A 19,647-nucleotide genomic window follows, 5' to 3' on the forward strand; every position below is an offset into this window, starting at 1 on the left:
TGACGCTGTGACGCGAGAGAAGCCCCGACGGTGCGGGGCTCTGACTGCCGCATCGTATCGGGACGAGCGTCCCAGCCGCGAATGCCGAGGTGGTCGACGCTGCGCCGGGTGCCGTCGGGGCATAGGCTCCGAGGGCGCCGGGAGGGGGCGTTTCGTACGACGACGCCAGCGCGGAGGGAGCGCCATGACCGGCACGGGACCCTGGGTCGCTGTGGTGAACGCCCAGGCAGGCAGCAGCGACGACCCGCGCCTCGAGGAGGCGCTCGAGACGTTGCGGGCGCGCGTGACCCTCGAGGTGCGCCGCACCGAGGACGCCGACGACCTGCGGGACGCGGTGCGTGCGGCGCGCGGCGGCGTGGTCGTGGCGGTCGGAGGGGACGGCAGCATCCACGCCGTGGTCACCGCGATCGACGACCTCGACCAGTTCGACGACGTCGAGCTCGCGATCGTCCCCCTCGGGACGGGCAACGACTTCGTGCGCACGCTGGGCATCAGCGACGACCCGGTCGAGGCGGCCCGTCAGGCCCTCGACTCCGAGCCCCGGCTCGCCGACCTGATCCGCGACGACGACGACCGGCTCGTCGTGAATGCCGCGCACATCGGGCTGGGCGCGGAGGCCAACATCAAGGCGGAGCCGTGGAAGAAGGCCTTCGGGCCCGTCGGCTACGCCATGGGCGCCGTCATCACGGGTGTCGTCGGCAAGGGCATCCGCGCGTCGGTGACGGTGGACGGGCAGCCCGTGCACTCACCGCGTCGGCTCATCCAGGTGGCGGTGGGCAACGGCCGGTACGTGGGGGGCGGCGCGCCGCTCCTGCCGGAGGCCGACCCCTTCGACGGGTCGCTCGACGTGGCCGTGGTGTGGGCGCACGCCCGCTGGAAGCGCCTCGCCTACGCGTGGCGACTGCGGCGCGGTCGGCACCCGATGCGCGACGACGTCGTGTACCTGAAGGTGCACGAGGTGACGGTGACCGGCGAGTCGACGCCGGCGAACCTGGACGGCGAGATCGCGTCGCCGAGCACGCGGCACGCATGGCGGGTCGAGCCCGGTCGCCTGCGCCTGCGCGCCCCGGCCGGCGCGCCTCCGGACCTCCCGGACTGACACGCACCCGCCCCCACGGGGGTCCGAGGGGTCAGCGCACGAGCTCGGCGTACGCCTCCGGGCTCGACTCGTGGAGGAACTCGCGGCAGCGATGCGCCTCGGCGTCGTCGCCGAGCCGCTCGGACCCCGTGGCGAGCACGGCGAGCGAGCGGAGGAAGCCCTGGTTGGGCTCGTGCGACCACGGCACCGGTCCGTGACCCTTCCAGCCGTTGCGCCGCAAGGAGTCCAGCGAGCGGTGGTAGGCCGTGCGCGCGAAGGCGTAGCCCTCCAGGTCGCGTCCGTCGTCGAGCGCGTCCTGCGCCAGCAGGGCCCACGCGAGGACCGAGTCCGGGGTCGTCGAGGCCACGGCCTGCGGCGACGTGCCGGTCGCCAGCTCCGCGGCCCCGGGGTCGACGGGCAGGAACGTCTCGGGCGGCTCGCCCAGCAGGTTCGTCATGGTGTCGACCCTACGCACCGGGTCCCGCTCGCCGCCTCGCGCGTCCAGCGTGGGGTCGGGCCCGGCTTCGGCGTTGATGCTGCGCTGCTGCGGCTGGGTCTCGCGGCGGCCTCCGAAAGAGCCTCGACGGACAGGAGCGCCGGGCACGGCCGGGCGCCCCGGGCCCCCGATCCGCGTCTTGACGCCTTGACGTCGATCTCGCGGCCCGCAATCGACGCAATGGCGTCACAACGCTGGATTCGGACACTTCCGGGGCATTCCGACCCCTTCAACCGCCCCGGAAGTGTCCGAAACGCGAGCCGCGGCCCGGGAACCCCGCCGGCACGCCGGGTCCGCCCCGGTCGAGGCCCTTTCGGAGCCCACCTCGATGCCCGCGGCAACCGGCGCAGCCCCGAACCGGGCGCGACCGGCTTCCCCGGGCACCCGATCCGCGTTGTGACGCCTTCACGTCGATCCGGAGGCGGGAAACCGACGCGAAGGCGTCAAACCGCCCGAGACCGTGACCTCAGAGGGAGGTGCCGGCCGACCGCAGGTTCTGGCAGGCCTCGACCACGCGGGCGGCCATGCCGGCCTCGGCGGCCTTGCCCCAGGCTCGGGGGTCGTAGGCCTTCTTGTTGCCGACCTCGCCGTCGATCTTCAGCACGCCGTCGTAGTTGCTGAACATGTGGCCGACCACCGGGCGGGTGAAGGCGTACTGGGTGTCGGTGTCGACGTTCATCTTCACGACGCCGTAGTCGACCGCCGCCGAGATCTCCTCGGGCAGCGAGCCCGACCCGCCGTGGAAGACGAAGTCGAACGGGGCGTCCTTGCCGTACTTCTGGCTGACCGCATCCTGCGCGGCCTTGAGCACCTCGGGCCGCAGCTTCACGTTGCCCGGCTTGTAGACGCCGTGCACGTTGCCGAACGTGAGGGCCGTCAGGTAGCGGCCCTTCTCGCCCAGACCGAGGGCCTCGGCGGTGGCCAGGGCGTCCTCGGGCGTCGTGTAGAGCTTGTCGTTGATCTCGGCCTCGACGCCGTCCTCCTCGCCACCGACGACGCCGATCTCGACCTCGAGGATGATGTGGGCGGCGGCAGCCTTCTCGAGCAGCTCCTGCGCGATCACCAGGTTCTCGTCGAGCGGCACGGCCGAGCCGTCCCACATGTGCGACTGGAAGTACGGCAGCCCGCCGCCGGCGACCCGCTCGGCCGACGCGGCCAGCAGGGGCCGGACGAAGCCGTCGAGCTTGTCCTTCGGGCAGTGGTCGGTGTGCAGCGCGACGTTGACCGGGTACTTCTTGGCCACCTCCTGCGCGAAGGCGGCGAACGCCAGCGAGCCGGACACCATGTCCTTGACGGTGGGGCCGGAGAAGTACTCCGCGCCGCCGGTGGAGACCTGGATGATGCCGTCGGACCCTGCCTCGGCGAATCCCGCGAGTGCGGCGTTCAGCGTCTGCGACGACGAGACGTTGATCGCCGGGTACGCGAACGACTCGGCCTTGGCCTTGTCGAGCATCGCGGCGTAGATCTCGGGAGTGGCGACGGGCATGGAGGTCTCCTGGAGGTCGGCTGGTCGACCGGACGAGCGGTCACGTCAACCCTACTGGTCCAGGCGCTTCACGAGAGCCCGGGCGAGCACCTGCACCGGGCTCCACACCGACGAGAACGGCGGCGCGTACGACAGGTCGGTCATGACCAGCTCGTCGACGGACATCTGCGACCACAGCGCCATGGCCGCCACGTCGATCCGGGCGCCCGCGCCGCGCCCGCCCGCGACCTGCACGCCGAGCAGGCGCCGCGTCCCACGCTCGGCGAGCCCCCACAACGTCATGGGCTCCGCACCCGGGTAGTAGCCGGCGACGGTGGTGGACTCCACCGAGGCGCTCACGACGTCGAGCCCGGCGTCATCGGCCTGGGCACGGCCGAGTCCGGCGCGCGCGATCTCGAGGTCGCAGAACTTGGTGATGGCGGTCTGCACGGCGCCGGGGAAGACCCGTCCCGACCAGTCGGCGCCGAGCGAGGCCGCCAGGGACTCCCCCGCCACCATGCCCTGCTTGTTGGCGTGGGTCCCGAGCGGCAGGTGGATCGGTGTCCCCGTGAGGCGGTCGAGGGTGACCACGCAGTCACCCGCGGCCCAGACGTCGGCCAGGACCGACCCGTCCGGACGGAGCACCCGCTGCTGGTCGTCGGTGACGATGCCGTCCTTCGGCCCAGTGGCAGCGGTCGTGAGCAGGTCGCCACGCGGCGCGACTCCGAAGGCCGCGACGACCAGGTCGGCCGGGTAGTCGTCCTCGTCGGTGCGCACGGAGGTGACGGCGCCGTCCGCTCCCACGCCGAAGCCGGTGACCGCGGCACCGGTGACCACCTGGGCACCCTTCTCGCGCATGGCGTCGGCGACGAGCTCACCGATCTCGTCCTCGACGATCGGCAGCGGGGTGCTCTCGCGCTCGACCACGGTGACCTCGAGCCCCTGGGCCAGGCACGCCTCGGCCATCTCGATGCCGATGTAGCCGCTGCCGACGACGGCCACCCGGCGCGCGCCGGCGCGGATGCGGTCGAGCACCTGCTGGCCGTCGACGAGGTCCTTGACGGTCTGCACGTTCCCGGCGTCGATGCCCGGCAGCTCGGGCAGGATCGAACGCGCTCCGGTGGCGACGACGAGGCGGTCGTAGGTGACGACCTGCTCGCCTGCGAGGTCGCGGTAGGTCACGGTGCGCGCGTCGGTGTCGACCGCGGTCGCCTCGCTGCCGAGGCGCACGTCGATGCCCCGTTCGCGGTGCTCCTCGGGGGTCCTGGCCACGAGGGCGTCGGGGCCGTCGACCTCGCCCGCGACCCAGTACGGCACCCCGCAGGCGGAGTAGGAGGTGTGGTGCCCGCGCTCGAGCACCACCACCTCCACGTCGGGCACGAGACGGTTGAGGGACGACGCGGCCGTCATGCCCGCCGCGTCACCCCCGATGACGACGACGCGGCTCATGCTCCCGAGCCTAGGGCGACGCACCGACGCACGCCCGCCCAGACGGCCCGGCCGTCAGCCGGCGTGCTCGCGCACCCAGGCGTGCATGGCGATGGCGGCGGCGGCTCCGGCGTTGATGGACCGGGTCGAGCCGAACTGGGCGATCGACAGGGTCGTCGCGCACGCCGCACGGGCCGCGTGGCTCAGGCCCGGGCCCTCCTGGCCGAACAGCAGCACGCAGGCACGGGGCAGCGTGGTGGTCTCGAGCGGCACCGCGCCGGGCAGGTTGTCGATGCCGAGCAGCGGCAGGTCCTGCTCGTCGGCCCAGGCCGCCAGCGCCTCGACGTCGGCGTGGTGGTGGACGTGCAGGTAGCGGTCGGTCACCATCGCGCCGCGCCGGTTCCACCGGCGCCGGCCGACGACGTGCACGGCCGCGACGTTGAACGCGTTGGCGGTGCGCACCACGGAGCCGATGTTGAAGTCGTGCTGCCAGTTCTCGACCGCCACGTGCAGCGGGTGCCGGCGCGTGTCCAGGTCGGCGACGATCGCCTCGACGCTCCAGTACCGGTAGCGGTCGACGACGTTGCGCCGGTCCCCCTCGGCGAGGAGCGTCGGGTCGAGCCGGGGGTCGTCGGGCACGGGCCCCTCCCACGGGCCCACACCCACCTCGACGCCGTCACCCTCGGCCCCGCCCCTCGTGCCCGGGTCCAGCGAGGGGGTCACGCGCCGTACTGGTCGCGGTAGGCGCGTGCCGCGTCGAGGTGCTCGGCGTGGCGGCCGGACTCCTCGAGGAACTCGATGACGTGGTCGAACGTCACGATCGCCTCCACCGGGACGCCGAGGTCGCGGCGCACCTCGTCGACGGCCGAGAGGTCGCCCGCGCCACGCTCCTGCCGGTCGACGGCCACGACGATGCCGGCCAGCTCGGCGCCGGCGTCCTCCACCAGCGGCACGACCTCCCGGATCGCCTTGCCCGAGGTGATCACGTCGTCGACGAGCAGGACCCGTCCCTGGAGGGGTGCGCCGACGATCATCCCACCCTCGCCGTGGTCCTTGGCCTCCTTGCGGTTGAAGCTCCACGGCACGTCGCGCCCGTGGTGCTCGGCCAGCTGCACCGCGGTGGCCGCGGCGATGGGGATGCCCTTGTAGGCGGGGCCCAGGAGCACGTCGAAGTCGGGCGCGCGCTCGGCGATCGCCGCGGCGTAGAAGCGGCCCAGCCCGGCGAGCCGTGCGCCGGTGTCGAAGCCGCCGGCGTTGAAGAAGTACGGCGACGTCCGGCCCGACTTCAGCGTGAAGGAGCCGAACCGGAGCACGTCGTGGCCGATCGCGAACTCCACGAAGGATCGCTGGTAGTCCTGCATGGTCGCGGGGGCTCCTAGGCGCCGGGGAGCGGGATCTTCCGCTCGGGGTCGGACTTGTCGACGATCTTGACCAGGTCGCCGAAGACGACGTTGCGGTTGCGCGTGTGGAAGAGCTCCGAGCAGGTGAGCATCGTGAGCACGTTGGCGGTCGGCGGCTCGCCCCGCATGTCCGGGTCCGGAACCTGCTGCAGCGGCCAGCCGACGGTGAAGTCGAGCGTGAGCGAGTCACCGTCGTTGCGCAGCTGGTAGGTGAACACCGCCGTGCGCGTCTCGATGTGGACGAGGTCGCCCTTCTTCAGCTTCAGGAAGTCGCGGAAGGGCTCGCCGTGGGTGACGCGGTGCCCGGCGATCGCGAAGTTGCCGAGCTCTCCCGGCAGGGCCGCCTCCTCGTACATGCCGACGCCCTTGGAGAGCGACTCCTGGTCGAAGCCCTTGACGATGGGGACCTCGTACTCCGTGCCGAAGCGCGGCACGCGCAGGAGCCCGATGTTCTTCCCGTCGGTGCCGTTCTTCCAGTCGTCGGAGATGATCTGGCGGATCTCGGCCTGCTGCTGCTTGGCCACGACGTTGGTGCCCCAGTACTGCCAGGCGACGTACCCGAGCACGCCGAGACCCGACAGGATCAGCACCACGCCGAGGAGCCGGACGAGGGAGAAACGACGCCGCCGCGGAGCACGACGTCCACCCCCGGCGGGCGGGGAGGGCGCGGTCGCGGTGGTCATGGGGCCGATTCTCTCACCCTCGTCCAGGCGGCCACCCCGCGTCGACTGTGACCCACATCTCATCGGTCGCGCGGCCTTCTGGCTCGAATCCGCCCAGCGCTGACCCGCCGGGCCACTAGTATCAGGACCGTTGCCCCGCCGTTTCACCCCCCGAGAACGGCGGGGCAGCGCTCTGTCCGGGCTCGGGACGCACGCGTCCAGGTCGACCACCGGGGCGGGCCCGCGGTGCGTAGAGTCGCGAGGGATGAGGACGCAGAGCAGCCGGATCGACGGACTGGGCACCACGATCTTCGCGCGGATGAGTGCCCTCGCGGCCTCGACCGGTGCCGTGAACCTCGGCCAGGGGTTCCCCGACACCGACGGCCCCGACGCGGTGATCGACGCCGCCGTGGCCGCGCTCCGCGGGGGCGCCAACCAGTACGCACCCGGCCCGGGCGTGCCTGACCTCCGGCTCGCCGTGGCCGAGCACCAACGCCGCTGGTACGGCCTCGAGGTCGACCCCGAGACCGAGGTCGCGGTCACGACCGGCGCCACCGAGGCCATCGCGGCCGCGGTGCTCGGCATCGTGGAGGCCGGCGACGAGGTGATCGTGCTGGAGCCCTACTACGACTCCTACGTGGCGGTGCTGCAGATGGCCGGTGCCGTCCGCCGCCCGGTCACGCTGCGCGCACCGGACTTCCGCCTCCCCGTCGACGAGCTGCGCGCCGCCGTGACGCCGCGCACCACCGCGATCCTGCTCAACACCCCGCACAACCCCACCGGCACGGTGCTCACGCCCGACGAGCTGGCCGCCGTGGCCCAGGTGGCCCGCGACCACGACCTCGTGGTGGTCAGCGACGAGGTGTACGAGCACCTGACCTTCGACGTGACCCACGTGCCGATCGCCACGCTGCCCGGCATGCGCGAGCGCACGCTCACCATCTCCAGCGGTGGCAAGACCTTCTCGTTCACGGGGTGGAAGGTCGGGTGGGCCACCGGCCCCGAGTCGCTGGTGCGGTCGCTCCTGGGCGCCAAGCAGTTCCTCACCTTCACGTCGGGCGCACCGCTGCAGCCGGCCATCGCCGCCGCGCTGCGCCTGGACGACGACTACTTCGCCTCCTTCACCGACGGCATGAGGGCCCGTCGCGACCAGCTGTGCGCAGGGCTGGCCGACGTCGGCTTCGACGTCGTGGTGCCCGACGGGACCTACTTCGCGACCACCGACATCCGCCCTCTCGGCTTCGAGGACGGGCTCGAGTTCTGCCTCGCGCTGCCCGAGCGGGTCGGCGTCGTGGCCGTGCCGCACCAGGTGTTCCACGACCCCGACACCCCACTCGAGGACAACCCCGGCAGGCCGCTCGTGAGGTGGGCGTTCTGCAAGAGGCCGGACGTCATCGACGAGGCCGTCCGACGTCTCGCGGCGCTGTGACGCGCTGCGTGGCGCGACTACGTCGGACACGGACCGGTCAGGTGCGAGAGGATCGGTCACACCAGGGTCGAGCACACGAGAGCGGGACGCATGGCAGCAGGACGCATGACGTCGCGGGACACGCGATGAGGCTGCCGACCGTCCAGGACGTCGAGCGGCTGCTCCCCCGTCCCGACGCCTTCACGAGCCGCTCGCGCGGCACGGGGCTGAGCGCGCGCGTGGGCGTCGCGCTCGGCGTCGCGTTCGGGCTGTGCTTCGTCACCGGGATCTGGAGCCACCTGCAGCAGGACCCGCAGGACTGGGTGCCGCTCGGGCCGTCGCCCGCCTGGCTCTACCGCGTGACCCAGGGGGTCCACGTCGTGGCCGGCACGGCCGCGGTGCCGCTGCTGCTGGTCAAGCTGTGGTCGGTCTTCCCGCGGCTGTTCGTGCGCCCGCCGTCGGGTCGCCGCGCCCTGGTGGTCGAGGCGTTGGAGCGCGCGTCGATCGCCGCACTGGTCGCCTCGGCGGTGTTCATGCTCGCGAGCGGGCTGCTCAACATCGCCCAGTGGTACCCCTGGGACTTCAGCTTCCGACGCACCCACAACGCCGTGGCCTGGGTGGCGATCGGGGCACTGATCGTGCACGTGGCCGTGAAGCTGCCGGTGATCCGCACCGCCCTCGGCGCCCCGATCGACGACGATCCCGTCGACGACGACCACGAGGACGGGCCCCCCGATGCCGGCGACGGTCCCACGCGCCGTGCCGTCCTGCTCGGCGCGGTCTCGGCGTCCGGGCTGACGGTCCTGCTCACCGCCGGACAGTCGGTCCCGTGGCTGCGCGACGTCTCGGTGTTCGCGGTCCGCAACGGCGACGGCCCGCAGGGTCTGTCGATCAACCGCACCGCGAGGGCGGCCGGTGCGGTCGACGGCGCCAGCTCACCCGACTACGTGCTCGAGGTCGTCGCGGGTGGGCGCACCGTCTCGCTCACGCGCGAGCAGCTGGCGAAGCTGCCGCAGAGGACGCACCGCCTGCCCATGGCCTGCGTCGAGGGGTGGAGCAAGGACGCCGTGTGGACCGGCGTGGCCGTCCGCGACGTCCTCGCCCTGGTCGACGCACCTCCGGGGTCCGACGTGCGAGTCTCCTCGATGCAGACCCGCGGGGCGTTCGCGAACACCGACCTGCCGGCCGCGTTCACGCAGGACGAGCGCACGCTGCTCGCCCTCGAGCTCAACGGCGAGACGCTGTCGCTCGACCACGGGTACCCGTGCCGCATCATCGCGCCGAACCGGCCCGGGGTGCTGCAGACCAAGTGGGTCCGTCGGCTCGAGGTGACCGCATGAGGGCCGCCCGCGCGATCCTCGTGCTCGTCGGTGTGGGCTGCGGGCTGTGGGGGCTGTGGCTCATGCGCGAGTTCACGTCCGAACAGCTGGTCTCGCTCGTCGTCTGGCTGGTCGCCGGCGTGCTGGTCCACGACGCGGTGCTCGCGCCCGTCACGGTCGCGCTCGGGGTCGGGGCGTCCCGACTGCTTCCTCGCCACGCGGCCCTCGGCATCGCGTTCCTGGTCTGGGCGACCCTCACCGTGACCTTCCTGCCCGTGCTGAGCGGGCAGGGCGGCAAGCCCGACAACGACACGATCCTCAACCAGCCGTACGGCACGAGCTGGGTGGTGATGACGGCGCTGCTCGCGGTCGGCGGGGCGTTGGCCGCCTGGGCGAGCCGACACGGGTCACCCGCCACCACGGCCGCGGATCGCGACGCGTGATCCAGGCCCTCGATCAGCGGTAGCGGGGCGCCCTGCCACCGCCCTGCACGTCGCGCGCCAGGACGGGCAGCACGCGCGGGGCCACGAGCTCGCTGAGCACGACGATGCTCGTGGACCGCACGATCGAGCCCGACGTGCTCATGTGCAGCAGCACGTCCTGCAGGTCCGCGTGGGAGGACGCGGCGATCTTGCACACGACGTCGGCCGTCCCGCTCGTCACGTAGGCCTCGAGCACGTTGGGCAACGAGTCGAGCTCGGCGCGCACGTCCTCGAGCCGGCCCTGGGCGATCTCGAGGGTGGCGAAGGCCAGGACGGGGTGACCGGCCGCCGTGAGGTCGACGTCGGGACCGTAGCCGGTGATGACGCCGGCAGCCTCCATCTTGGCCAGGCGCGACTGCACCGTGGCGCGCGCGACCTTGACCACGCGCGAGAGCTCGAGGTCTCCGGCGCGGGGGTGCTCGCGCAGTGCGGCGACGAGTGCGAGGTCGAGAGCATCCATGGGCTGATTCCTCTGCAGATTGACCAGTCGCGAGGGACTCTACTCGGCAGGAACGCTCGATCTGTCTACCTCGGACCAGGCAGGTTGCCAAGCAGGCGAGAACGCGGTGACCTGGACCACATGACGACGACTCCAGACACGATCCTCACCGACGCCGAGCGGCTCGCCGACCTCGACCTCGAGCAGCTGCGCAGGCTCGTCGGTCTCGTCGAGCACGACGACTCGGCCGACCCCTTCCCCGTCACCGGCTGGGACGCCCTGGTGTGGGCGGTCGGCAACGCCACCCAGGCCGCCGCCTACTACGAGAACGTCTACGGGATGCAGGTCGTGGCCTACTCCGGCCCCGAGACCGGCAACCGCGACCACCACGCGTACGTGCTGCAGAGCGGCGCGGTGCGGTTCGTGCTGAAGGGCGCGGTCGACCCCGACTCGACGGTCGCCGACCACCACCGCCGTCACGGCGACGGCGTCGTCGACATCGCGCTCGAGGTGCCCGACGTGGACCGCTGCATCGAGCACGCCCGCGCCCAGGGTGCGACGGTGCTGGAGGAGCCCCACGACGTGAGCGACGAGCACGGCACCGTGCGGGTCGCGGCCATCGCGACCTACGGCGACACCCGGCACTCGCTCGTGGACCGCAGCCGGTACGCCGGCCCCTACCTCCCCGGCTTCGTCGAGCGCCGCACCACCGTGCACCGCTACCCGGCGGGGGTGCCGGGCCGTGGGCGGCAGAGTGGCCTCGTCTTCCAGGCACTGGACCACGTGGTCGGCAACGTCGAGCTGGGCCACATGGACGAGTGGGTCGACTTCTACGGCCGCGTCATGGGCTTCACCAACATGGCCGAGTTCATCGGCGACGACATCGCCACCGACTACTCCGCCCTCATGAGCAAGGTGGTGGCCAGCGGCAACCACCGGGTCAAGTTCCCGCTCAACGAGCCGGCGATCGCGAAGAAGAAGTCGCAGATCGACGAGTACCTCGAGTTCTACCGCGGTCCCGGCGCCCAGCACCTCGCCCTGGCCACCGAGGACATCCTGGCGACGGTCGACCACCTGCGTGAGCGCGGCGTGCAGTTCCTCGCCACGCCCGAGAGCTACTACACCGACCCGGCGCTGCGGGCCCGGATCGGTGAGGTGCGCGTGCCGATCGAGGAGCTGCAGAGCCGCGGCATCCTCGTGGACCGCGACGAGGACGGCTACCTGCTGCAGATCTTCACCAAGCCGATCGGCGACCGGCCGACGGTGTTCTTCGAGCTGATCGAGCGGCACGGGTCCCTCGGCTTCGGCAAGGGGAACTTCCAGGCGCTGTTCGAGGCCATCGAGCGTGAGCAGGCCAAGCGCGGGAACTTCTGATGGCGCACTACCGTCGCGCCGGATCGATCCCGCCCAAGCGGCACACCCAGCACCGCTCCCCCGACGGGACGCTGTACCGCGAGGAGCTGATGGGCGAGGAGGGGTTCAGCTCGGACTCCTCGCTGCTCTACCACGTGGGCGTGCCGTCGGCGGTGCTCGAGGCGCGACGGTGGGAGCTGCCGGACCAGACCACGACGCCGAACGAGCCGCTGCTCCCGCGGCACCTGCGCCTGCACGACCTGTTCGACGAGGGCGGTACCGACGTCGTCCAGGGACGACGACTCGTGCTCGGGAACGCCGACGTGCGGATCTCCTACGTCGTGGCGGACGCGACGTCGCCGCTGTACCGCAACGCCACGGGCGACGAGATCGTGTTCGTCGAGGCCGGCACGGGCGTGCTCGAGACCGTGCTCGGCCACCTCACCTACGGCCCCGGCGACTACCTGGTGGTCCCCCGCGCCACCACCCATCGCTACGTGGTCGAGACCACGACCCGCGCCTACTGCATCGAGGCGAACGGCCACGTGGCCCCGCCCAAGCGCTACCTGTCGCGCTACGGCCAGCTGCTCGAGCACGCGCCCTACTGCGAGCGTGACCTGCGCGGACCCGGCGAGCCCGAGGTGCGTGAGGAGGGACCGGTCGAGGTGTTCATCAAGCACCGCGGCTCCGGCCCCGGCGGTCTGGCGGGCACGGTGCACGTGGTCCCGGACCACCCGTTCGACGTCGTCGGCTGGGACGGCTGCCTCTACCCCTACGCGCTGAGCGTGCACGACTTCGAGCCGATCACGGGGCGCATCCACCAGCCGCCGCCGGTGCACCAGGTGTTCGAGGGCAGCAACTTCGTGGTCTGCAACTTCGTGCCGCGCAAGGTCGACTACCACCCGCTCGCGATCCCGGTGCCGTACTTCCACGCCAACGTCGACAGCGACGAGATCATGTTCTACGTCGACGGCGACTACGAGGCGCGCAAGGGCTCCGGCATCGCCAAGGGGTCGGTCACGGTCCACCCGGGCGGCCACTCGCACGGCCCCCAGCCGGCGGCCATCGAGGCGAGCCTGGGCGCCGAGTCCTTCGACGAGCTCGCGGTCATGGTCGACACGTTCCGTCCGTTGGAGCTGGGCGAGGGCGGTCGGGCCGTCGACGACGGCGTCTACCACCGCTCGTGGTCGCAGTGAGTGGTCCCCGCGACGTACTCGTGGGACCGTTCGACGCGTTCCTCGACGACGCGGCCGTGTTCCCGCCCGGGGACCTCCCGCTCGACGAGGCAGTCGCCGCGCACCTGGCACGGCACGGGCACCACGTCGCCGCGCTGGTCGGTCCACTCGTGCTCCCGGCCTCCGCGCTCCCCCGCGCGGCCGAGCTCGCCCGTGGCGCCACCCTCCGCGTGGCCGTGGTGGCCGACGTCCCGTTCGACGTCCCGGCCGGGCTCGACGTGGCGGCGGTGGAGACGCGCGACCCGGCGTCGGTGACCGTGCCCGCCGGCGCCTGCCTCGTGGTCGAGACGCACGCGGACCGTGCGCTCGACGTACCGGCCGGCGCGCTCGTGAAGCTGCGCACCGGTGGCCCCGACGCCCACGCGTTCCCGACGCCCGAGCGGCTGGGACGTGCACTCTCGTCGCTCGTGCGCGCGGAGCGACCCTTCAAGCTCACCGCCGGCCTGCATCGCGCCGTCCGCTCCACCGACCCCGACGACGGCCTCGTGCACCACGGGTTCGCCAACGTGCTGCTGGCGGTCGACACCCTGCTGTCGGGCTCCGGCGACGATGCCGCGGTGGCGGTGCTCCGTCGCGAGGACGAGCACGTCGGCCCCGACCTGGCCGCGCTCGGCGAGGACCGTGTCCGGCAGGCACGTCGCCTCTTCACCTCGTTCGGCACGTGCTCGGTCGACGAGCCCGCAGCCGACCTGGCCCACCTCGGCCTGCTTCCCGGAAGGATGACCGCATGAGCGATCCCGTCGACTGGGGCACCACGACGCTGCCGTGGTGCTCCTTCAGCACGGCCGGAGCGGCGCCGCGCGTGGGAGTCGGCGTGGGCACGCAGGTGCTCGACGTCGGCGCGGCGCTGCCGGACCTGGCCGAGGAGCTGGCCGACGGCACGATCGACGGCGTCCTGTCCTACCCGTCCGAACGTCGCGCCGAGCTGCGCGACCGGCTGTTGCAGCTCGTCGCGTCCGGCGCCGAGGAGCACCTGGTGCCCCAGGCCGACGTCACGCTGCACCTGCCGTGGACGGTCCGCGACTACGTGGACTTCTACGCCTCGGAGCACCACGCGTCGAACCTCGGCCGCCTGTTCCGACCCGACTCCGAGCCGCTCACCCCGAACTGGAAGCACCTGCCCATCGGGTACCACGGCCGAGCCGGCACGGTGGTGGTCTCCGGCACCGACGTCGTGCGCCCCAGCGGCCAGCGCCGCACCCCCGACGGCGAGATCGTCTTCGGACCCTCGACCCGGCTCGACATCGAGGCCGAGGTGGGGTTCGTCGTCGGCGGCCCGTCGGTGCGCGGCCCGCTCACCCTGGCCGAGGCCGAGGACCGCCTGTTCGGCGTGTGCCTGGTCAACGACTGGTCCGCACGCGACCTTCAGGCCTGGGAGTATGTGCCGCTCGGACCGTTCCTCGGCAAGTCGTTCGCCACCTCGGTCTCCCCGTGGGTGGTACCGATGGAGGCCCTGGCCGGGGCCCGCGTGGCTCCGCCGACCCGCGACGTCGCCCTCCTGCCGTACCTCGACGACGCCGACGCACCGGCCGGAGGCCTCGACCTCGCGCTCGAGGTGCGCTTCGACGGCGAGGTGGTCTCCCGCCCGCCGTACGCGGCGATGTACTGGACCCCCGCGCAGATGCTCGCCCATCTGTGCGTCAACGGCGCCTCGGTGCGACCGGGCGACCTGTTCGCGTCGGGGACGGTCAGCGGCCCGGCCCGCGAGGAGCGCGGCGCCCTGATCGAGCTCACCTGGAACGGCACCGAGCCGATCGTGCTCCCCGACGGGACCACCCGCAGCTTCCTGGAGGACGGCGACACCGTGACGATCACCGCCACCGCTCCCGGCGCCGACGGATCGAGGATCGAACTCGGTGCCGTGACGGGGCGGATCGCCGGATCCTGAGATCCCGGCGTTTCGGACGGCTCGCAACGGGTACACAGGACGGGCGGCCCTGCGGTCGCCCGGACGAGGGAGCTGGATGGGACTGACGGCAGAGCTGTTGCGCGAACTCACGCGCACCCCCCTCCCCCTTCCCGGCAGCGGTGCCACGCACGACCGGCTCGACGCACTCGTCGCTCTCGGGCACGAGGACCTGTCGCTCGCGAAGCTGGCCGAGCCGCACCACGACGCCGTGGCGATCGGCGCCGAGCTGGACCACCCCATCGACACCGACGGGGTGTGGGCCGTCTGGGCGGCGGCACCGCCGTTCGCGGTCGTCCGTGCGACGCGGACCGGGGATCGGTGGCACCTCGACGGCACGAAGGCCTTCTGCTCGGGAGCGGACCTGGTGACCCACGCGCTCGTGACCGCCGAGGACGACGGCCACGACCGATTGTTCGCCGTGGACCTCGACCAACCAGGGGTCGCGGTCGACGAGCAGGCTCCGACGTGGGTGGGGCCGGGCATGGCCGACGCCCGCACGGTCACGCTGCGTCTCGACGCCGTGGACGCGGTGGCCGTCGGGGCGCCCGGCGCCTACGTGCAGCGGCCCGGGTTCTGGCACGGCGCGATCGGCATCGCCGCCGTGTGGACCGGCGGCGCTCGGGCCGTCGCGGACGTGCTCGAGAGATCAGCCCGGCTGGACGAGCACGGGCTGGCGCACCGCGGCGCCGTCCGCGCGGCGCTGCACACCGCCGGCGCCCTGCTGGACGACGCGGCCCGCAGGATCGACACCGAGCCCGACACCGAGGTGAAGGCACTCGCGCTCGCGGTGCGCGCCGGGGTGGCCGACGTGGTCGACACCGTCCTGCACCACGTCGGACGCGCCACCGGACCGGGGCCGCTCGCGTTCGACGCCGAGCACGCCCGACGGGTGGCCGACCTGCAGGTCTTCGTGCGGCAGCACCACGCGGAGCGTGACCTCGCCCGGCTCGGAGGACTCCCATGAGGCAGCACCCGGCGGCGCCCTGGTCCGAGGTCCTGCGCGGCGCGAACCTGCCCCGGGCCGCCGCGCCGTCCGGCCAGGTAGTGGTGCTCTCGGCCCATCCCGACGACGAGGTGCTGGGGGTGGGCGCCTGGCTCGCCGGACGTGCCGGACACCCGGTGCGGTTCGTCGTGGCGACGGACGGCGAGCGCTCGCACCCCGACAGCCCGACCCTCACGCCCGACCAGCTGCGCACCGTGCGCCGGGCCGAGCTCGGCGAGGCGCTCGCCGTCCTCGGGCACGAGCGGCCGGACGTGACCCACCTCGGCCTGCGCGACGCAGCCCTGCCCCAGGACGAGTCACCGCTGCGCGACCGCCTGACGACCCTGCTCGCGGACGCGGCGCTCGTCGTCGCGCCGTTCGAGGACGACGGCCACGCCGACCACGACGTGGTCGGCCGTGTGGCCCGGGAGGTCGCGCCCGCGGGAGCCACCCTCTGGCGCTACCCCGTGTGGCGATGGACGGTGACCACCCCGTCCGCGCAGGCCTCGTGGCTGCGCGGAGCGGCCCTGCTCCCCTACGACACTGCGGCGCACGCCCGCAAGGTGACGGCGCTGCGCTGCTTCCGCAGCCAGCTCCAGCCACTCTCGCCGCATCCCGCCGACGCGCCCGTGGTGACCGAGGCGCTGCTGGCCCACGCCCTGCACGCGCCCGAGGTGGTCCTCACGTGACCGACCCGGCGTACTTCGAGCACCTGTACCGCACCGACCCCGACCCGTGGCTCCTCGACAGCGCCCCGTACGAGGAGCGCAAGCGGGAGCTGACCCTGGCGAGCCTGCCCCGCCCGCAGTACAGGCGCGCCTTCGAGCCGGCATGCGCGGCCGGGCAGATCACCCAGCTGCTGGCCCGACGCTGCGACGAGGTGGTGGCCATGGACCTCGTGGACCTCGCGCTCGAGCGGCTCGGGCAGCGCGCGCTGGACCGCGTCGACGCCCGCCGCGGGTCCATCCCGCAGGACTGGCCGGAGGGCGCCTTCGACCTGGTGGTGCTGTCGGAGGTGCTGTACTTCCTGTCCCCCGAGGACCGGGCCCTGACCGCGCACCGCACGGTCGAGAGCCTGACCGACGACGGCCAGGTGCTGGCCGTGCACTGGCGCCACGACTTCGACGAGGCGGCGTCGCGCCCCGACGACGCCCACGCCGACCTGCACGCGGCCGGCCTGCGCGGCGTCGTCACGCACGTGGAGCGCAACTTCCGGCTCGAGGTGCTGGAACGTGCCTGAGGTCGATCGCATCGGCGTCGTGGTGCCGGCCCGCGACGAGGCCGACCACGTCGAGGCGTGCCTCGCGGCCCTGGCCGAGGCGGCCCGGCACGTGACCGTCCCGGTCGAGGTGGTGGTGGTCGTGAACGCCACCGTCGACGCCACCGCCGCGATCGCGCGACGACACGGTGCACGCGTGCTGGAGCGGTCCGAGCCCGGGGTCGGCCCCGCCCGCGCGGCAGGTGTGGCCACCTTGCTGGAGGGCCACGACCCGACCCGCACCTGGATCGCGACGACCGACGCCGACTCGCGCGTCCCCCCGGCCTGGCTGGAGCACCACCTCCATCTCGCCGCGGCGGGTGCCGATGCGGTGGTCGGCACCATCGTGCTCCCGCCCGATGCGACCCCGGGACACGCAGCGTGGTGGCGCCACTACCAGCGGGGCGTCGACGGCGGGAGCCACCGACACGTGCACGGCGCCAACCTCGGGGTGCACGCCTCCGCCTACCGCTCCGTGGGTGGGTTCGCGACCCTCCCCGTGCACGAGGACGCCGACCTGGTCCACCGCGTGGTGGCGGCGGGCCACCGAGTCGTGTGGACGACGGAACACTCCGTGGTCACCTCGCCACGCCTGGTCGGGCGCGCACCGTCTGGCGTCGCGGCCGACCTGCGCGCGTGGTCGGCGCCGGCGGGCTGAGCTCGACCGGTACGGCGGGGTCGTGGCTGGATCTTCCCTGCTGGTGCGTCAGTCGGGTGGGACCTTCACTGCTGCTGCGCCGCTCGGGTGGGTCGTCGCCCGCTGCGGCGTCACTGTGGTGGGCCTCGGTCCGGCTGGGTCTGCGGGGCGCGGCCGAGCTCTCGCTCGATGCTGCGTCGCTGTGGCTTCGAGGCGGGGCGGCCTCCGAAAGGGCCTCGACCGGAACGGTGGGTCTCGACTGGCTGGGTCTGCGGGGCGCGGCCACGATTCTTCATCTGCGCGGGATTCACGCACGATTCTTCCTTCGCGTGGACCGTGCCTCGCGAAGGAAGCATCGTGGCGACGAAAAGGACGCCGTACGGGCAGTGATTCTCCCTTCTCGTGGACCGTCCCACGCAAAGGGAGAATCCCTGCCCGCCCGGCGCAAGAGAGGCCCCCTGCGGACGCAAGATTCTGCCTTCGCGCGCCGAAGCCCGAACGATGCTGCGTTCACGACGGAATCCGAACACGAACGCAGCATCCTTCGACCCCTCACGCACGAACGCAGAACCTTGCGTCCCTCCGAGCCACGCTCCGAGAGCCCGACCGAGCCCAGACCCCTCCGCCGGTCGAGGCCCTTTCGGAGCGCAGGTCCACTCGCAGCCACAGCGACGCAGCCGCAAGGCCCGCCCCAGCCGGACCGACGCAGCCGCAGGTCGAGGCCCACCCGAGCGACGCAGCAGCAAGCGAAGACCCACTCGAAGGACGCAGCAGCAAGCGAAGGCCCAGCCGAAGCCGCACAGCCGCACGCAGAGACCCACTCACGCCGACGGAGCCGACCGGCGAGCTTCTCCCGCTCAGTGCACGCGCGAGAGCGCGCGACCTCGCGCCGCGACCCGCAGCCGGACGGCGGCGCGCAGGTCCTCACGACCCAGGACGTCGTTGAGCTGGGCCGAGACCTCGTCGGCGCGCCGGGCCAGGTGGGCCAGGTCCGCCTCGGGCTCGATGGTCGCGTCGACGCGGGCCACGAGCTGGCCGCGGTCCTTCACGACCGTGCCACGAGCCGACCGAACACCGTCGGTGGTGGCGTAGGCGTCGGCAGCGGCGCCGAGTGCCTTGCCGGCGAGGGCCTCGTTGCGGCCGTCGGGGCCGCTCCCGCTGAGGCGCAGTCGCGAGACCGTGTTGCGGCGCAGGTGGGCAAGGATCCAGCGCAGGCCGACGAGCGCCACGACGACGCCGCCGACGGCGACCGCCCAGGCCACCCAGGAGGTGCCGAGGGCGTCCGACGCTGCGGAGGTGCTGCTCGTGTCGGGCAGCGTGGTGCCCGAGATCGAGCGTCCGGACCACCACCACAGGCCCGCCAGGCCGCCGGCGAGCAGCAGCAGCGAGAGCACGAGGGTGGCGATGCGGTCGAGCAGGAGGACGGTACGACTGATCATGGGACTCAGCTCTTCTCGTGACGGATGGTGACGTCGACGCGGGGCGACGGTTCGACGGCGGCGCAGACCTTCTCGACCTGCTCGCGGACGGTGGACTCGAGTGCGGCGTCGCGGTCGGTGGTGGCCACGGACCGGGCGACGACCTTGACCTTGCGACGGCCGACCGAGACGTCGGCGTCGGTGACGCCGTCCGTGCCGTCGATCGCGGCCTCCACGACGCGGGTGAGGTCCTTGCGACGAAGGTGAACGCCGCTGTCGGCCGTGAGCGCGAGGGTGCGTCGCGGCCGGGGCTTCAGGGCGATCGGCAGCAGCAGCACGCCGACCACCAGCGCCACGATCGCGGCGGCGAGCACGGCGGGCGAGTCGCCGGCGACCCCGTCGGCGGCCTGCACGACGGTGTCGAGCCACGAGTCGCCCGAGACCGCACCGAGCTGCACGAGCAGGTGCTGGACCGCGACGACGCCGAGCGCCACGAGGGCGAGGGCGAGCAGCTGCGCCACGAGGGGCGTGGCGCCGGTCCCGGCCGGGGACTTCGCCGCCGGCAGGGGTGCAGCGTGCTGCGTGGTCGCGTGCCGGGCCGTGGTGGCGGCGCGGTCGCCGCCGGCGCGGTCGCCGGTCGCGGGACTGGTGGTCTCGGAAGACATGGGAGGTCCTTCT

At 72.9% G+C, this 19,647-nt stretch carries 21 protein-coding genes; 12 read left to right on the forward strand and 9 right to left on the reverse strand.

Features of this window, described 5'->3' with window-relative positions:
* Positions 1-184: 184 nt before the first annotated feature.
* Positions 185-1,099 (forward strand): diacylglycerol kinase family protein, encoded by a 915-nt coding sequence (locus ASF35_RS15590; RefSeq protein ID WP_055969477.1) that lies wholly within the window; start codon positions 185-187, stop codon positions 1,097-1,099.
* Positions 1,100-1,130: 31 nt separating this feature from the next.
* On the opposite strand, the gene ASF35_RS15595 is transcribed toward ASF35_RS15590, so the two are convergent.
* The 6 genes from ASF35_RS15595 to ASF35_RS15620 form a co-directional block, all read right to left on the reverse strand.
* A complete protein-coding gene (locus ASF35_RS15595) occupies positions 1,131-1,535 on the reverse strand; it encodes a DUF3151 domain-containing protein (protein ID WP_055969480.1) in 405 nt (134 codons plus the stop codon).
* Positions 1,536-2,040: 505 nt separating this feature from the next.
* Positions 2,041-3,060: a class II fructose-bisphosphate aldolase gene (gene fbaA, locus ASF35_RS15600; protein ID WP_055969482.1), complete on the reverse strand. Its 1,020-nt coding sequence runs from the start codon at positions 3,058-3,060 to the stop codon at positions 2,041-2,043.
* Positions 3,061-3,111: 51 nt separating this feature from the next.
* Entirely contained in the window at positions 3,112-4,488 is a 1,377-nt protein-coding gene (locus ASF35_RS15605) for an FAD-dependent oxidoreductase (protein ID WP_055969485.1), read from the reverse strand.
* A 54-nt stretch (positions 4,489-4,542) separates the two neighbouring features.
* On the reverse strand, positions 4,543-5,190 hold the full coding sequence (locus tag ASF35_RS15610; protein WP_200931784.1) for a TrmH family RNA methyltransferase: 648 nt from the start codon (positions 5,188-5,190) through the stop codon (positions 4,543-4,545).
* Positions 5,187-5,828 (reverse strand): orotate phosphoribosyltransferase, encoded by a 642-nt coding sequence (pyrE, locus tag ASF35_RS15615; RefSeq protein ID WP_055969488.1) that lies wholly within the window; start codon positions 5,826-5,828, stop codon positions 5,187-5,189. Before pyrE ends, ASF35_RS15610 begins: the two co-directional genes overlap by 4 nt.
* 14 nt (positions 5,829-5,842) lie before the next feature.
* Positions 5,843-6,550, reverse strand: a complete 708-nt coding sequence (locus ASF35_RS15620; RefSeq protein ID WP_055969491.1) for a class E sortase — start codon at positions 6,548-6,550, stop codon at positions 5,843-5,845.
* A gap of 244 nt (positions 6,551-6,794) precedes the next feature.
* Between ASF35_RS15620 and ASF35_RS15625 the strand changes: the two genes are divergently transcribed.
* From ASF35_RS15625 to ASF35_RS15635, 3 genes are all read left to right on the forward strand, one after another.
* Entirely contained in the window at positions 6,795-7,958 is a 1,164-nt protein-coding gene (locus ASF35_RS15625) for a pyridoxal phosphate-dependent aminotransferase (protein WP_055969495.1), read from the forward strand.
* A gap of 125 nt (positions 7,959-8,083) precedes the next feature.
* Positions 8,084-9,277, forward strand: a complete 1,194-nt coding sequence (locus ASF35_RS15630; protein ID WP_082495550.1) for a molybdopterin-dependent oxidoreductase — start codon at positions 8,084-8,086, stop codon at positions 9,275-9,277.
* Positions 9,274-9,699, forward strand: coding sequence for a hypothetical protein (locus ASF35_RS15635; RefSeq protein WP_055969498.1), 426 nt, complete (start codon positions 9,274-9,276; stop codon positions 9,697-9,699). Before ASF35_RS15630 ends, ASF35_RS15635 begins: the two co-directional genes overlap by 4 nt.
* 13 nt (positions 9,700-9,712) lie before the next feature.
* Here the strand turns inward: ASF35_RS15635 and ASF35_RS15640 are convergent, their stop codons facing one another.
* The gene (locus ASF35_RS15640) at positions 9,713-10,198 is read right to left on the reverse strand and encodes an Lrp/AsnC family transcriptional regulator (RefSeq protein ID WP_055969508.1); all 486 of its coding nucleotides are present in this window, start codon (positions 10,196-10,198) and stop codon (positions 9,713-9,715) included.
* A 120-nt stretch (positions 10,199-10,318) separates the two neighbouring features.
* Between ASF35_RS15640 and hppD the strand changes: the two genes are divergently transcribed.
* From hppD to ASF35_RS15680, 8 genes are all read left to right on the forward strand, one after another.
* Positions 10,319-11,551: a 4-hydroxyphenylpyruvate dioxygenase gene (hppD, locus tag ASF35_RS15645; RefSeq protein ID WP_055969512.1), complete on the forward strand. Its 1,233-nt coding sequence runs from the start codon at positions 10,319-10,321 to the stop codon at positions 11,549-11,551.
* Entirely contained in the window at positions 11,551-12,726 is a 1,176-nt protein-coding gene (locus tag ASF35_RS15650) for a homogentisate 1,2-dioxygenase (RefSeq protein WP_055969513.1), read from the forward strand. Before hppD ends, ASF35_RS15650 begins: the two co-directional genes overlap by 1 nt.
* A 20-nt stretch (positions 12,727-12,746) precedes the next feature.
* Positions 12,747-13,496 carry a hypothetical protein gene (locus ASF35_RS15655; RefSeq protein ID WP_055969516.1) on the forward strand — a complete coding sequence of 250 codons (750 nt, stop codon included), beginning with the start codon at positions 12,747-12,749 and terminating at the stop codon, positions 13,494-13,496.
* Positions 13,493-14,653, forward strand: a complete 1,161-nt coding sequence (gene fahA, locus ASF35_RS15660; protein WP_055969519.1) for a fumarylacetoacetase — start codon at positions 13,493-13,495, stop codon at positions 14,651-14,653. Before ASF35_RS15655 ends, fahA begins: the two co-directional genes overlap by 4 nt.
* Positions 14,654-14,729: 76 nt before the next feature.
* A complete protein-coding gene (locus ASF35_RS15665; RefSeq protein WP_055969522.1) occupies positions 14,730-15,638 on the forward strand; it encodes a hypothetical protein in 909 nt (302 codons plus the stop codon).
* Complete coding sequence (locus ASF35_RS15670; protein ID WP_055969525.1) at positions 15,635-16,345, forward strand: PIG-L deacetylase family protein; 711 nt, start codon at positions 15,635-15,637, stop codon at positions 16,343-16,345. Before ASF35_RS15665 ends, ASF35_RS15670 begins: the two co-directional genes overlap by 4 nt.
* Positions 16,342-16,896 carry a bifunctional 2-polyprenyl-6-hydroxyphenol methylase/3-demethylubiquinol 3-O-methyltransferase UbiG gene (locus ASF35_RS15675; RefSeq protein ID WP_055969528.1) on the forward strand — a complete coding sequence of 185 codons (555 nt, stop codon included), beginning with the start codon at positions 16,342-16,344 and terminating at the stop codon, positions 16,894-16,896. The genes ASF35_RS15670 and ASF35_RS15675 overlap by 4 nt, the downstream gene beginning before the upstream one ends.
* Complete coding sequence (locus ASF35_RS15680; RefSeq protein ID WP_055969531.1) at positions 16,889-17,572, forward strand: glycosyltransferase family 2 protein; 684 nt, start codon at positions 16,889-16,891, stop codon at positions 17,570-17,572. Before ASF35_RS15675 ends, ASF35_RS15680 begins: the two co-directional genes overlap by 8 nt.
* 836 nt (positions 17,573-18,408) lie before the next feature.
* Here the strand turns inward: ASF35_RS15680 and ASF35_RS15685 are convergent.
* On the reverse strand, positions 18,409-18,990 hold the full coding sequence (locus tag ASF35_RS15685) for a hypothetical protein (protein WP_055969533.1): 582 nt from the start codon (positions 18,988-18,990) through the stop codon (positions 18,409-18,411).
* Positions 18,991-18,995: 5 nt separating this feature from the next.
* The gene (locus ASF35_RS15690; RefSeq protein WP_055969537.1) at positions 18,996-19,634 is read right to left on the reverse strand and encodes a DUF6286 domain-containing protein; all 639 of its coding nucleotides are present in this window, start codon (positions 19,632-19,634) and stop codon (positions 18,996-18,998) included.
* Between the last annotated feature and the right edge of the window lie 13 nt (positions 19,635-19,647).

The sequence above is a fragment of the Aeromicrobium sp. Leaf291 genome (assembly GCF_001423365.1).
GTDB lineage: Bacteria > Actinomycetota > Actinomycetes > Propionibacteriales > Nocardioidaceae > Aeromicrobium.

What these genes read in the sequence shown, in the direction of transcription:
- ASF35_RS15590 (WP_055969477.1), top strand. Translation starts at nt 185, where the DNA reads ATGACCGGCACGGGACCCTGGGTCGCTGTGGTGAACGCCCAGGCAGGC.
- ASF35_RS15595 (WP_055969480.1), bottom strand. Translation starts at nt 1,535, where the DNA reads ATGACGAACCTGCTGGGCGAGCCGCCCGAGACGTTCCTGCCCGTCGAC.
- fbaA (WP_055969482.1), bottom strand. Translation starts at nt 3,060, where the DNA reads ATGCCCGTCGCCACTCCCGAGATCTACGCCGCGATGCTCGACAAGGCC.
- ASF35_RS15605 (WP_055969485.1), bottom strand. Translation starts at nt 4,488, where the DNA reads ATGAGCCGCGTCGTCGTCATCGGGGGTGACGCGGCGGGCATGACGGCC.
- pyrE (WP_055969488.1), bottom strand. Translation starts at nt 5,828, where the DNA reads ATGCAGGACTACCAGCGATCCTTCGTGGAGTTCGCGATCGGCCACGAC.
- ASF35_RS15620 (WP_055969491.1), bottom strand. Translation starts at nt 6,550, where the DNA reads ATGACCACCGCGACCGCGCCCTCCCCGCCCGCCGGGGGTGGACGTCGT.
- ASF35_RS15625 (WP_055969495.1), top strand. Translation starts at nt 6,795, where the DNA reads ATGAGGACGCAGAGCAGCCGGATCGACGGACTGGGCACCACGATCTTC.
- ASF35_RS15630 (WP_082495550.1), top strand. Translation starts at nt 8,084, where the DNA reads ATGAGGCTGCCGACCGTCCAGGACGTCGAGCGGCTGCTCCCCCGTCCC.
- ASF35_RS15635 (WP_055969498.1), top strand. Translation starts at nt 9,274, where the DNA reads ATGAGGGCCGCCCGCGCGATCCTCGTGCTCGTCGGTGTGGGCTGCGGG.
- ASF35_RS15640 (WP_055969508.1), bottom strand. Translation starts at nt 10,198, where the DNA reads ATGGATGCTCTCGACCTCGCACTCGTCGCCGCACTGCGCGAGCACCCC.
- hppD (WP_055969512.1), top strand. Translation starts at nt 10,319, where the DNA reads ATGACGACGACTCCAGACACGATCCTCACCGACGCCGAGCGGCTCGCC.
- ASF35_RS15650 (WP_055969513.1), top strand. Translation starts at nt 11,551, where the DNA reads ATGGCGCACTACCGTCGCGCCGGATCGATCCCGCCCAAGCGGCACACC.
- fahA (WP_055969519.1), top strand. Translation starts at nt 13,493, where the DNA reads ATGAGCGATCCCGTCGACTGGGGCACCACGACGCTGCCGTGGTGCTCC.
- ASF35_RS15665 (WP_055969522.1), top strand. Translation starts at nt 14,730, where the DNA reads ATGGGACTGACGGCAGAGCTGTTGCGCGAACTCACGCGCACCCCCCTC.
- ASF35_RS15670 (WP_055969525.1), top strand. Translation starts at nt 15,635, where the DNA reads ATGAGGCAGCACCCGGCGGCGCCCTGGTCCGAGGTCCTGCGCGGCGCG.
- ASF35_RS15685 (WP_055969533.1), bottom strand. Translation starts at nt 18,990, where the DNA reads ATGATCAGTCGTACCGTCCTCCTGCTCGACCGCATCGCCACCCTCGTG.
- ASF35_RS15690 (WP_055969537.1), bottom strand. Translation starts at nt 19,634, where the DNA reads ATGTCTTCCGAGACCACCAGTCCCGCGACCGGCGACCGCGCCGGCGGC.